Annotated in this window: 10 protein-coding genes; 2 read left to right on the top strand and 8 right to left on the bottom strand. The window is 77.2% G+C overall.

Translation table 11 applies throughout. The features are described 5' to 3' along the window. Positions 1–359 precede the first annotated feature (359 nt). Positions 360–2,735: a DEAD/DEAH box helicase gene (locus tag ATL51_RS18410; RefSeq protein ID WP_100880793.1), complete on the top strand. Its 2,376-nt coding sequence runs from the start codon at positions 360–362 to the stop codon at positions 2,733–2,735. 374 nt (positions 2,736–3,109) lie between these two features. Here the strand turns inward: ATL51_RS18410 and ATL51_RS18415 are convergent, their stop codons facing one another. The 7 genes from ATL51_RS18415 to ssd are packed head-to-tail and all read right to left on the bottom strand — an operon-like array spanning position 3,110 to position 8,063. Then, entirely contained in the window at positions 3,110–3,544 is a 435-nt protein-coding gene (locus ATL51_RS18415; protein WP_100879344.1) for an Rv3654c family TadE-like protein, read from the bottom strand. Further along, positions 3,541–4,056 carry a TadE family type IV pilus minor pilin gene (locus ATL51_RS18420; RefSeq protein WP_208623026.1) on the bottom strand — a complete coding sequence of 172 codons (516 nt, stop codon included), beginning with the start codon at positions 4,054–4,056 and terminating at the stop codon, positions 3,541–3,543. Before ATL51_RS18420 ends, ATL51_RS18415 begins: the two co-directional genes overlap by 4 nt. After that, the gene (locus ATL51_RS18425; RefSeq protein WP_073575807.1) at positions 4,034–4,234 is read right to left on the bottom strand and encodes a DUF4244 domain-containing protein; all 201 of its coding nucleotides are present in this window, start codon (positions 4,232–4,234) and stop codon (positions 4,034–4,036) included. Before ATL51_RS18425 ends, ATL51_RS18420 begins: the two co-directional genes overlap by 23 nt. A gap of 58 nt (positions 4,235–4,292) precedes the next feature. Continuing rightward, positions 4,293–5,006 carry a type II secretion system F family protein gene (locus ATL51_RS18430; RefSeq protein WP_139282820.1) on the bottom strand — a complete coding sequence of 238 codons (714 nt, stop codon included), beginning with the start codon at positions 5,004–5,006 and terminating at the stop codon, positions 4,293–4,295. After that, complete coding sequence (locus ATL51_RS28335) at positions 5,003–5,791, bottom strand: type II secretion system F family protein (protein ID WP_167410016.1); 789 nt, start codon at positions 5,789–5,791, stop codon at positions 5,003–5,005. Before ATL51_RS28335 ends, ATL51_RS18430 begins: the two co-directional genes overlap by 4 nt. Positions 5,792–5,817: 26 nt before the next feature. Next, positions 5,818–6,975 carry a TadA family conjugal transfer-associated ATPase gene (locus tag ATL51_RS18435; RefSeq protein ID WP_100879346.1) on the bottom strand — a complete coding sequence of 386 codons (1,158 nt, stop codon included), beginning with the start codon at positions 6,973–6,975 and terminating at the stop codon, positions 5,818–5,820. Then, positions 6,972–8,063 (bottom strand): septum site-determining protein Ssd, encoded by a 1,092-nt coding sequence (ssd, locus tag ATL51_RS18440; RefSeq protein WP_073575935.1) that lies wholly within the window; start codon positions 8,061–8,063, stop codon positions 6,972–6,974. Before ssd ends, ATL51_RS18435 begins: the two co-directional genes overlap by 4 nt. 670 nt (positions 8,064–8,733) lie before the next feature. Between ssd and ATL51_RS18445 the strand changes: the two genes are divergently transcribed. Continuing rightward, entirely contained in the window at positions 8,734–9,684 is a 951-nt protein-coding gene (locus ATL51_RS18445) for an HAD family hydrolase (protein ID WP_100880794.1), read from the top strand. Positions 9,685–10,684: 1,000 nt separating this feature from the next. On the opposite strand, the gene ATL51_RS18450 is transcribed toward ATL51_RS18445, so the two are convergent. Beyond that, on the bottom strand, positions 10,685–11,437 hold the full coding sequence (locus ATL51_RS18450; RefSeq protein ID WP_073575811.1) for an oxidoreductase: 753 nt from the start codon (positions 11,435–11,437) through the stop codon (positions 10,685–10,687). Positions 11,438–11,571: the final 134 nt, after the last annotated feature.

Raw genomic sequence — 11,571 nt, forward strand, 5'->3', positions numbered from 1 at the left:
TTGGGATCACAAGACGTAACGAACTGGCAAAAGTGATCAATCCCACATGATGTTGCGACGCAATCCGGGAACCTGCAGATCAGCTGCGGTGCAACGACTTCGCCGATCCGTCCGGCGGCGGGACGCCGGTTCGGGTCGGCCACCGGGAGCGACCGCGGATCGTTCGAACATCTGTGCCATCGTGGTCGGTCGTGGGAGCGACGGCGGAGAGCACGCAGGGCCCGGACGGGTCGCAGCGCGGGGTGGAGCTGCTGCGTCGCGTGCTGGCGGGCTCGGGGGTCGACCCGGCCCGTGCCGACACCACGTGGGCGTCCGGTGCCGCCGACACGGACGCGCCGGGGCCGGGGCCGGGTGCCGGGATGTTCGCCGCGCAGGACGGCTTCGACGGTCCTGACGGTCTCCGCGGTTCCGACCGTTCTCACGAATCCCGCGGCTCCGGCGACGACGGGGTCGGCGCCGTCGACGACCCGTTGCGGCACGTCGTGCGGATCCCGGCGCGGGCCGGGAACCCGGTCGACTGGCCGGGCTGGACGCCCGAGCCGCTGCGCACGGCCTGGGCGGATCGCGGCGTGACCCGCCCGTGGTCGCACCAGGCGCACGGTGCGGAGCTGGTGCACTCCGGCGCCGACGTCGTCGTCGCGACGGGGACGGCGTCGGGGAAGTCGCTGGTCTACCAGCTGCCGGTGCTCGCCGGGCTGGCCGAGGACCCGCGGGCCACGGCGCTGTACCTCGCCCCGACCAAGGCACTCGCGGCCGACCAGCTGCGGTCCCTCGACGGGCTCGCCCCGGACGGGGTCCGGCCCGCCGCGTTCGACGGCGACACCCCCATGGACCAGCGCGACTGGGTCCGCAGGCACTGCCGGTGGGTGTTCTCCAACCCGGACATGCTGCACCGGTCGATCCTTCCCCGGCACGGACGCTGGACGACCTTCCTCCGCCGGCTGCGCTACGTCGTGGTCGACGAGTGCCACACCTACCGCGGGGTGTTCGGTTCGCACGTGGCGCTGCTGCTGCGCCGGCTGCTGCGCCTCGCCGCCCGCTACGGCGCGCGCCCCGTGATCGTGCTCGCCTCGGCGACGGTGGCCCGCCCGGAGGAGTTCGCGTCCCGGCTGACCGGACGCGGCGTCGTCGCCGTCACCGAGGACGGGTCCCCGCACGCCGGGCGCACCGTCGCGTTCTGGGAGCCGCCGCTGCTCGCCGAGATCACCGGGGAGAACGGGGCGCCGGTCCGCCGCTCCGCCGGCGCCGAGGTCGCCCGGATGCTCGCCGACCTCGTCCTGACCGACGCCCGCACCCTGGCGTTCGTCCGGTCCCGGCGGGCCGCCGAGCTCACCGCGCTCGGTGCGAAGCGCCAGGTCGCCGAGATCGCTCCGGAGCTGGCCGCGCGGGTGGCCGCCTACCGCGGCGGCTATCTGCCCGAGGAACGGCGCGCGCTGGAGGCCGACCTGATGTCGGGCGAGCTGCTCGGGGTCGCGACCACCAACGCGCTCGAGCTCGGCGTCGACATCTCCGGTCTCGACGCCGTGGTGCAGGCCGGGTTCCCGGGCACCCGCGCGTCGTTCTGGCAACAGGCCGGGCGTGCCGGACGGGCCGCCGACGAGGCGCTCGTCGTGCTCGTCGCCCGCGACGACCCGCTCGACACCTACCTCGTGCACCACCCTCGCTCGCTGATCGGCGCGCCCGTGGAGAGCTGCGTGCTCAACCCGGTCAACCCGTACGTGCTCGCGCCGCAGCTGGCGTGCGCGGCCGCGGAGATGCCACTGACCACGGTCGACGTCGAGGAGATCTTCGGAGGAGCCCCCGCGGTGGAGGTCCTCGACGCCCTGGTCGACGAGGGCGTGCTGCGCCGACGACCGCACGGCTGGTTCTGGCCCGACACCGGCGACGCCCCCGCCGCACACGTCGACATCCGGGGCTCCGGACTCGGGCAGGTCGCCGTGGTGGAAGCGGCCACCGGGCGGATGCTCGGCACCGTCGACGGCGGCTCGGCCCCGGGCACGATCCACTCCGGTGCGGTGTACCTGCACCGCGGCGACAGCTTCGTCGTCGACGAGCTCGACCTCGACGACGGCGTCGCGCTCGTCCACGCCGAGGACCCGGACTGGCGCACCGAGGCCCAGTCGGTCTCCGACGTCACCGTGCTCGAGGTGAGGGAGCACCGCCGGTACGGACCGGTGCAGGTCTGCTTCGGCGCGACCACGGTGACCAGCCAGGTCGTCGCCTACCGGCGACGCACCCCGGACGGGACGGTGCTCGACCAGACGGCGCTGGACCTGCCGCCGCAGAGCCTGGACACCCGCTCGGTCTGGTACACGATCGACCCCGACGCGCTCGCCGACGCCGGCATCGACGAGGCCCGTCTCCCCGGCGCACTGCACGCCGCCGAGCACGCCGCGATCGGTCTGCTCCCGCTGTTCGCGATCTGCGACCGCTGGGACATCGGCGGTCTGTCCACCGCGCTGCACCCCGACACCGGACTCCCGACGGTGTTCGTGCACGACGGGCACCCCGGCGGCGCGGGCCTGGCCGAACGCGGCCACGAGGTGCTGGGGCGGTGGCTGGCGGCGACCCGCGCCGCGGTCCGGGACTGTGAGTGCCGCACGGGCTGCCCGTCCTGCGTGCAGTCCCCGAAGTGCGGCAACGGCAACAACCCGCTGGACAAGACGGGGGCGGTGCAGGTGCTGGACCTGGTCCTCGCCGCGCTGGAAGGCGGTGCCCCGGCCGGTTCGCGGTGATCGCGGAACCGGACGGGGTACCACCGGCCCGCCCGTCGGGGGCGGGGGCGGGCCGGTGGCAACCACGTGCGACGACATCGGACGGGGGCGCCAGGGGCGCTCCGACGTCGTCGCTGTCTGGGGAGCGTGGTCTTCGTGGCGGGGCCGGACCGGACCCTGCCCGTCCCTGCGACTCCCAGTAGGCCCGAGTGTCGCGACGGTGACCAGATGTGGACCGCGCGACGTCGGTGATCGGTCAGGCCCCCACGACGAAACGCGGTCGCGCTGGGACGTTCGTCGTAAGCGATCGTGATGACGGCGTGCTCCGGGGTTCGCCGTCCGTTCATCCGGGGGCGTGGACCGCTCACCGAGATCGTGATCACGTCCGGGGGAGTTCACGACGGCTCCGCGGTGGGGCCGGAACCGTCCACGGTCCCGCTCGCCGGGGGCGGGCCGGTGTCCACGGGAGCCGGGCCTGCACGCGCCCTCGCCCGCGCCGGACCGCGCAGCGGGAGCAGTCCCGACCAGGCGACCCGGGTCTCGACCAGGGCGTCCCAGCCGTCGAGGCTGCAGGTCAGGAGCTCGGCTCCGTTGCGGGCGGCCAGGTCGGCGGCACGGGCGCAGGCGGCGGCCGTGCCGTCCACCGACCGGCCGGCGGCCGCGAGCGCGGACAGATCCGCGGCGGTGGAGGCGACGTGCCGGGCGCGGGTGGCGGCGGCCAGGTCGACGCCGACGATGCCGACGAGCAGCAGCACCGCCGCCGCCGTCGCGGCCCACACCGAGGCGACGCCCGCGTCGTCGCCCCGGCGCGGAGGGACCGGGCGGTTCATGACGCGCCGCCGGGTGGGGCCGACCCGGCTGTGACACCGGGCCGGGCGGCCCGGGCCCCGGACCGTTCCGCGGCGGTCGTGACGCCGGGTTCGACCGCCGCGGTCGCGGTGCCGCTGATCGTGACCGGGAGCAGCCCGACCGGCCGGACCCGCACCGTCACGACGACGAGATCGCCGTCGAGGCGCAGCTCCGGTTCGGCGCCGGCCGGGGCCAGCTGCGCGGCCACGGCCCGGCCCCGTTCGGTGTCGCCGCGTGCGGTCTGGCGGGCCAGCTCGCGGGCGGCGTCGGCGCAGCGGACCCCGGCCGCCACCGCGGCGACGGCTCCGACCGCCGCCGCGGTGACCGCGACCAGGGTGCCGAGCGCCAGCGCCGCCTCGACGGTGACCGCACCGTCGTCGTCCGCCGGGGAACTCGCCAGGCCGTTCGTGGCGCCGACGGCTGCAGCCCGGCCGATGGTGCGGCGACCACCGCGGCTGGTGCGGTGGGGGTCAGAGCGTCGTGGACAGCGCACGTTGGACGATCCCGGTGAGGGCGGCGAGGACGTCGCCGCCGCTGACGATCGCGTAGAGGAGTGCGGCGAACGCCGCAGCCGCGACGGTGCCGACGGCGTACTCGACGGTGGACATACCGTCGTCGTCGGCGGCGAGTGCGCGCAGCCGGCGGTGCAGCAGGGAACGGGTGGGGGTCATCGGTGTCTCCTTCGTCGGGGGCCCGCGGGGTGCGGACCCGGTCGCCGCGCGGCGGTGGTCACCACCGCGCGAACGCCTCCCCGGCCAGCCCGATCACGACCGGCACGATGCCGAGGACCAGGAAGGCGGGCAGGAAGCAGAGCCCCAGCGGGGCGGTGATGCGGACCGCGGCGCGCTGCGCCCGCTCCTCGGCGAGGTCCGCCAGACCGGCGCGCAGCCGGGCCGCCTCCGCCGCGGCGGAGCGTCCGAGGGCGGCACCGGTACGGGCCGACCGGCCCGCCGCGCGGGCGAACCCGGCGAGTTCGGGGACCGAGCCGGCGGCGGCCCAGGCGTCGTCGGGGTCGGCGCCCAGGGCGAGCAGGCCCGCGACCCGGCGCAACGCCTCCCCGGCCGGGCCGTCGAGCCGCCGGGCCGCGGCTCCGACGGCGTCCGCGACGGCGAGACCGGCGGCCAGACACGTCGCCAGGAGGTCCCAGGCGGCGGCCAGGTCCGCGGAGTCCACCAGCGCGGCCGGCCCGCGGGCCGCCCGCCGGCCGAGCCACAGCAGCCCGCCGCCCGTCGCCGCGCCGACGACCGCGCCACCCGCCCCGCCGAGGGCTCCGCCGAGCGCGGCCCCGGCGGGGACCAGCACCGCGAGGACCGCCGTGCGGGGCGGCGCCGCGGCCGCAGCCGTGCCGACGACGGCACGCAGCCCGCGCAGTCGTCCCGGCCCGGGACGCCCGCCCCCGACGGCCAGTGCGAGCGCGGCGAGTCCGAGCGCGGCCGCGGTCACGTCGGCACCGCCGCACGCAGGATCCGGTCGGCCCACGCCGCCCCGGCGACCGTGAGGACGACCCCGGTCAGCAGCAGCGCCGGACCGTGCAGACCGGTGCGCAGCACGGTCAGCGGCGCGATACCCATGAGCTGTCCGAGACCGATCCCGGCCAACGGCAACCCGGTCAGCACCGACGCCGTCGCCCGGGGTCCGGCGAGCTGGGCGCGCACCCGGGCGCCGTGCGCGATCCGCCAGCGGATGTCGTCGAGCAGCCCGGCGAGCAGGTCGGCGAGCGGGGCGCCGTGGGTGTCGGCGAGCTCCCAGGCCGAGGCGACCCGTTCGACGTCGCGCCGGGCGGGCCCTCGCGCCGTCCGGCGCAGTGCCTCCGGTACCGGTTCACCGATCCGTGCGGCGACGGCCGCCGGCTCGAGCAGGGCGCGGGCGAGCGGCCCGTCGTGCACGTGCCCGGCCAGTGCGGCCGCGGGGTGCGCGCCGGTGCGCAGCTCGTCGGTGACCCGGGCGAGCGCGTCGGCGAGCTCGGCCGCCGTCGACCCGGCCCGTTCCGCGGCGCGGCGTGCGGCGACCCGGCGCCGCACACCCCAGGCCACCCCCGCCGCGCACACCGCACCGGCGGGGCCCAGGAGCAGCCACCCCAGCGGCGCGGCGAGCAGGGGTAACGGAGGAGCGAGCAGCCGGGCCGTCGGGAGGCCGGCCCCGGTGCCGGTCAGGGCCCGCCACCGGGATCGGCCCGGCGCCGCGGGCAGTGTCAGCACCGCCAGCGCGAGCAGGGCGGGGACCGCCACGCCCTGCGCTGTCCCGGGCAGTGCGCTCAGCACGGCACACCGACCCCGCGCTCGCGCAGCAGCGTGGCGAGCTCGTCGCGGCCCGGTCCGGCCCCGCTGCCGCGGCTCCAGGCGGCCGTGACGCGGAGTGTGCCGTCGTCGGAGCGGCCCAGCACGCCGATCTCGTCGAGCGTCCGGCCGGCGCCGGGGCGGCGTCGCATGTGCAGTACGACCTGGACGGCGGCGGTCAGCTGCCCGTCGAGCGCGGCGGGGGACATCCCGCCGAGCCCGGCCAGCGCGCGCATCCGGGCCGGGATCTCGCGGACCGAGTTGGCGTGCACGGTGCAGCCGCCGCCGTCGTGACCGGTGTTCATCGCGGCCAGCAGGTCGCACACCTCGGCGCCGCGGACCTCGCCGACGACCAGCCGGTCCGGACGCATCCGCAACGCCTGACGCACCAGCTCGCGCAGCGGCACCCCACCCGAGCCCTCGATGTTCGGCGGCCGGGCGACCAGCCGCACGACGTGCGGATGACGCGGGGAGAGCTCCTCGGCGTCCTCGACGGTGATGAGCCGCTCGCCGGGATCGACCGCGCCCAGCAGCGCGTTGAGCAGCGTGGTCTTGCCACTGCCCGTCCCACCGGCCACGAGCACGGCCAGCCGGGCGGCGACGATCGCGCGCAGCAGGGCCTCGCCGGTCGCGTCGAGGGTGCCGGTCCGCCGGAGCGCGGCCAGGTCGTGTCCGGCGGGGCGCAGCACCCGCAGCGAGATCGCGGTCCCGGCGGCCGCCACCGGTGGCAGGACGGCGTGCAGCCGGACCCCGGCATCGGGGAGCCTGCCGTCGACGCAGGGACTCGCGTCGTCGAGCCGGCGGCCTGCGGCGAGCGCCAGGCGCTGGGCGAGCCGCCGGACCGCGGCCTCGTCGGTGAAGGTGATGCCGGTGCGGCGCAGCCCGTCGCCGCGGTCGACCCAGACGGCGTCGGGCGCGCTGACCAGCACGTCGGTGGTCGCCGGATCGCGCAGCAGCGCGTCGAGCGGGCCCGCTCCGGTGAACTCCTGGCGCAGGGTGCGGAGCGCGGCGAGGACGTCCAGATCGGACGCGACCCCACCGGACTCGGCCCGCACCGCCGCGGCGACGGCGGCCGGCCCGGTCTCGCCGCCGGCGTCGGCCAGCCGGGCCCGCACCCGGTCGACCAGCGGGTTCACGACGCCGCCCGCCGGGAGCCTGCCGTGCCGCAGAGGCGCTCGTGCACGGCCCGGGCCGCGGTGGCGAGCGGACCCCGCCCGGAGCCGGGGGTCCGCCCCCGTTCGAGGGCACCGGCGAGGTCACGCTCCGGGCGCATGGTCGTGAGCAGTGGCAGCCCGAGGGAGGCGACGACCTCGTCGGGGGTGATACCGCCGGGGGACGGCCCGCGCACGATCAGCTCCACGGCCCGGGCGTGCTCGGCGAGCACGTCGGCGACCCGGGCGGCCGCGGCGCAGGGCCGCAGCCCGGCGGGGACCACCAGGACGGTCAGGTCGGCGGTGCCGAGAGCGGTGAGCGCGGCGTCGGTGGGGTAGCGGGGCAGGTCGCACACGACGGTGCCGCCCGCGCGACGCCCGGCGTCGAGGACCGCGGTGACCGCGGCCGGCTCAGGGCCGTGCGGGGAGCGCGCGCAGGACAGGACCGACAGCGCGGTGCGCCCGGACCCGGCCCGCGGCAGCGCGGCGTGCAGCGACGCGGCGCGCACCCGGCCGTCGCCGACCGACAGCTCCGGCCAGCGCAGCCCGGCCTCCTGCTCCAGCCCGACCATCAGGTCGAGGCCGCCGCCGAGCGGGTCGCAGTCGACCAGCAGCGCGGACTCCCCGGCCCGTGCGGAGGTCAGCGCGACGGCGGTGGCGAGCACCGAGGCGCCCGCTCCACCGCTGCCGCCGACCACGGCCAGCACCCGGCCGGCCCGCCCGTCGCCCGCTGCGCGCTCCCGGGCGTCGGCGAGGATCCCGGCCAGCCCGGCCTCGCCCTGGGGGAGCTGCACGACCCGGTCCGCGCCGAGGGCGACCGCGATCCGCCAGTCCTCTGCGGCGGGCTCGCCGGGGACGGTGATCACGACGCCGTCGCGGCGTGGGAAACCGGCCTCGCCGCAGCGCCGGGCCCCGGCCCGGTCGAGCAACACGACCGGTGCGCGGGCCCACGCACGGCGGGCGTCGGCCGCGTCGACCGCGCGCTGGGCGTCCATGTCGGCTGCCGCGGCGAGTCGCAGCAGCGCGTCGAGCAGCTCGGGATCGTCGGCCACGATCAGGCAGCGCCGGTCCATCGCGTCGTCCTCCACACCGGCCCGCCGGTGCGGGCCCCGGTGTCGAGCGTGCGGTCCCGGGAGGGCCCCGCCGGCCCCGATCGCCGGCCTGTGGACAACGTCGTGGAAACGGCTCGACCTGTGGACAACCCACGGGTTCCGTCGGTGTCGTGCGGGAGGATGGAGCACGGGGGAGGGCCCTCGCGGGCGCGCCACGGAAGAGCAGAACCGAAGCGGCGGGCAGCGCACCGGATAGGCGGGCGACCGACACGACCGTGTCGTCCGACCCCGGACGTAGGACGGCCCCCGCCAGGGGGGATTGGCGGGGGCCGTCGGGCGGTTCAGCCCCGGGGGGTCGAGCTGAACCCGCTCGGACCACGTCCGAGCTCGGTCAACTGTAGCCGGAACATGCCGGTCGCGCCCATACTCCGGCCGTGGCCTGCGCCGACCGGTACCGGCGGCGACGCTCTCGACCCCGACGGGGTGAACTCCGCCACTGACCGGTGGGCGCGTCCGGGCGACCGGTCGCGTACGTTCGATTACCCTCCGCTGCCGGTCATCGGCTTGCTCGTACCCCCGGCCGGGCGGTGCGGGGACGGGCGGCGCCCGTCGTGGGGCCGACGGTCGGCGGGGTGTGGAAGAGTCGGGGACCGGGGACGAGGCGCGTCCCGGTTCGGGCAGGCTGGACGTCGTGCCCGAGTCCTCCACAGCCCCCGTCGCACCGGACCGGACCGCCGGCCCCCGGGCGGTATTCCTCGACCTCGACAACACGATCATCGCCGGGTCGAGTGCGCTGGCGTTCGCGCGTCCGTTCGCCCGCGCCGGTCTGATCGACCGCTCGACCGTCCTGCGCGGGGCGTGGGCTCAGCTGCTGCTCGTGCTCGCCGGGGCGGACGCGTCCACGATGGACACCCTGCGCCGGCGGATGGTGCTGATCTGTCAGGGCTGGGAGGTGGCGCGGGTCCGTGCGATCGTCGCCGAGACGCTGCAGGAGATCGTGGGCCCGCTCGTCTACCCCGAGGCGGTCCGGCTGATCGAGCACCACCGTGCGCAGGGGGCGGAGATCGTGCTGCTGTCGGCGTCGGGGCTGGAGGTCGTCGAGCCGATCGCCGAGCTGGTCGGGATCACGCGCTTCCGGGCGACCCGCATGCACATCGAGGACGGCCGCTACGTCGGGGAGATCGCGTTCTACTGCTACGGGGAGGGCAAGGCCGTCGCGGCCCGGGAGATCGCCGAGGAGCTGGGACTCGACCTCGCGCGGTGCGCCGCCTACACCGACTCGATCACCGACCTGCCGCTGCTGGAGGCGGTCGGGCAGCCGTCCGTCGTGAACCCGGACCGGGAGCTACGGGTGATCGCCCGTGAGCGGGGGTGGCCGGTGCTCGCGTTCGTGCGCGCCGCCTCCCGCCGGGACCGGCTGTTCCGGCTGCGCGACCGGCTGTCCGACCGGTTCGCGGCCGGGGCCCGGGGTGGCGTCCACGCCGGGCGGGCGACCGATGGGGCCGGCGAGGACACCGGTGGGGTCGGCGCGGGCGGGCCCCGGCGGGACCCGGCGCTGCTCGGTGCGGCGGCGGTCGGCGGGGTGCTCGCGGCGTTGGTGGCGGGTGCGGCCGTCACCCGGTCCGCCCGCGGTGGCCGCTGAGGTGATGGCCGGCCCGTGGGTCGGGCGCCGCCGGCTGCGCTGAGCGGCCCGTGCCCGGCTCGTCCGGTGCCCCCACCCGTCCCCGCCGCGACTGCCGCGGACTCGACCGCGTCCCGCCCGTCGATCAGTACGTCAACGCTGTTCGGGCATCCTGCGACCACACTCATGTACTGATCGACACGCGGTGAGCGGACTGCCGGGTGGCGAGGCGCGGGACGGTGCGGAGCACCCCGAGGGCGACTGTCGGTCAGTACATGAATGCTGCTCGGCCGCCGTCGAACAGCACTGATGCACTGATCGACGGAGTCGTGCGGCTCGATGGCGGAATCCGGTCGGTGCGGTGTGGCCGGCCGTGTCGGTGCGGGCGGTGTGGCCGGCCGTGCCGGTGCGGGCAGCGCCGAGGCCGTGCGGGTAGCGGGGCGCCCCGGTGCCGACGGTGTCGGTCCGGGACGCGGCCCGGATGCCGCGCGCGACCGCCGTCCGGGCGTCGTCGTGCACCCACCCGGCGGCCGTCGACGGTCACCCTGTGCTGCTGAACCGGTGCATCCCGGTGCGAGGGTTGCCCGCATCACGTTCCAGGTCTACGAAGGAGACACGGACCCCGGCCGGGCCAGAGGCGTCTCGGAGGAGAAGAGGCGTCTCCCCTGACCGGGCTCCGTACGTGGGAACCGGATCACGTCCACGCCGAGCACGCCGCGGGAGGCATGTCGTCGTGGGCCTGCGAACCGGGACGCCGGGCGCCGAGGCCGCACAACACGGCACGTAGTGCACGCCAGGACGCCGGTTCCCACGTCGGGCCGGGTGGTGCCCCTCGGGGCACCATCCGGCTCTGTCGTGTTCGAGCCCGGCCGGAGCGCGTCGTGTTCGAGCCCGGCCGGAGCGCGTCGTGTTCGAGCCCGGCCGGAGCGCGTCGTGTTCGAGCCCGGCCGGAGCGCGTGGGCCCGGTCGGGGTGCAGCGGCTCGACCGAGGGCGCGCGGGGCCCGTGCCGAGTCCGTGGGCTCAGCCGGACTGCGCGGCGGCGATCGACAGGCCCTCCCGGCCGCCCGCCTCCCACTCCGCGCAGGTGTGGACGATCCAGCGGGCCAGACCGTCGGGCGTCCCGGACGCGAACGCCGCCGCGGCCTCCCGGTACTCCGCGGTGCGGCGCAGGAACCCCACCTCGGGCACCGACAGACCGCGCGGGTCCAGCCCGGTGGACATCGCGGTCAGCCGGGCCGCGGCCCGGGCCACGACGCCGTCGGCGGTGCCGAACGGGGCCAGGGTCAGCAGCTCGCCGTGCACGACGGCGACCAGCACCGGTGCCGGCACGGAGGTGCCCCCGCCGATCAGGTCGGCCAGCGCCGCGAGCCGTCCCGACGTCGCCGGACGCGGCCTGCCCAGCACCTGCTCGTGCTCGGCGGCGGGCACGAGGTCGCCCGCGGCCAGGACGTGCAGCCGGGCGAGCCCCTGCAGCGGCGCGCGACCCCAGGTGTCGAGGAGCTTCGCGCGCTCGTCGGCGATCCGGACGGCGCCGGCGAGGACCGGGTCCGAGACGTGGTCGGCGGTGACCGGCCGCAGCGGGGCACCGTCGACCGCGGCGGACGAGCGGGCCGCGCGCAGGGCGGCCTCGGCGGCCGTCGCGGGCCACCCGCGCCGGTTGACAGGCTGGTTGTGCACCTCGGTGGCCGCGTCGCGGGCGCGGGAGACCGCCTCGGCGACGCCGGGGAGGGCGGCGAGCGGGGCGAGCGGATCGGCTGCTGCGGGGCGGGCCATGGGCGTCATCGTCCCAACCCGTGGGTTACCGTCGGGTAGTACCCCTGCGGTGCGGACCGCTCGACGACCGGTCATGGTGATCCACCGACCGCCGGACGCCCGTCCGTCCACCGCCGAGGGTCCCGCGAACCTCC

Origin of the sequence: Pseudonocardia alni (assembly GCF_002813375.1) — a bacterium.
GTDB classification, from domain to species: domain Bacteria; phylum Actinomycetota; class Actinomycetes; order Mycobacteriales; family Pseudonocardiaceae; genus Pseudonocardia; species Pseudonocardia alni.

Excerpts from the sequence above, each read along its gene's own strand:
- ATL51_RS18410 (WP_100880793.1), top strand. The coding sequence starts at position 360 with ATGTTCGCCGCGCAGGACGGCTTCGACGGTCCTGACGGTCTCCGCGGT.
- ATL51_RS18415 (WP_100879344.1), bottom strand. The coding sequence starts at position 3,544 with ATGAACCGCCCGGTCCCTCCGCGCCGGGGCGACGACGCGGGCGTCGCC.
- ATL51_RS18425 (WP_073575807.1), bottom strand. The coding sequence starts at position 4,234 with ATGACCCCCACCCGTTCCCTGCTGCACCGCCGGCTGCGCGCACTCGCC.
- ssd (WP_073575935.1), bottom strand. The coding sequence starts at position 8,063 with ATGGACCGGCGCTGCCTGATCGTGGCCGACGATCCCGAGCTGCTCGAC.
- ATL51_RS18450 (WP_073575811.1), bottom strand. The coding sequence starts at position 11,437 with ATGGCCCGCCCCGCAGCAGCCGATCCGCTCGCCCCGCTCGCCGCCCTC.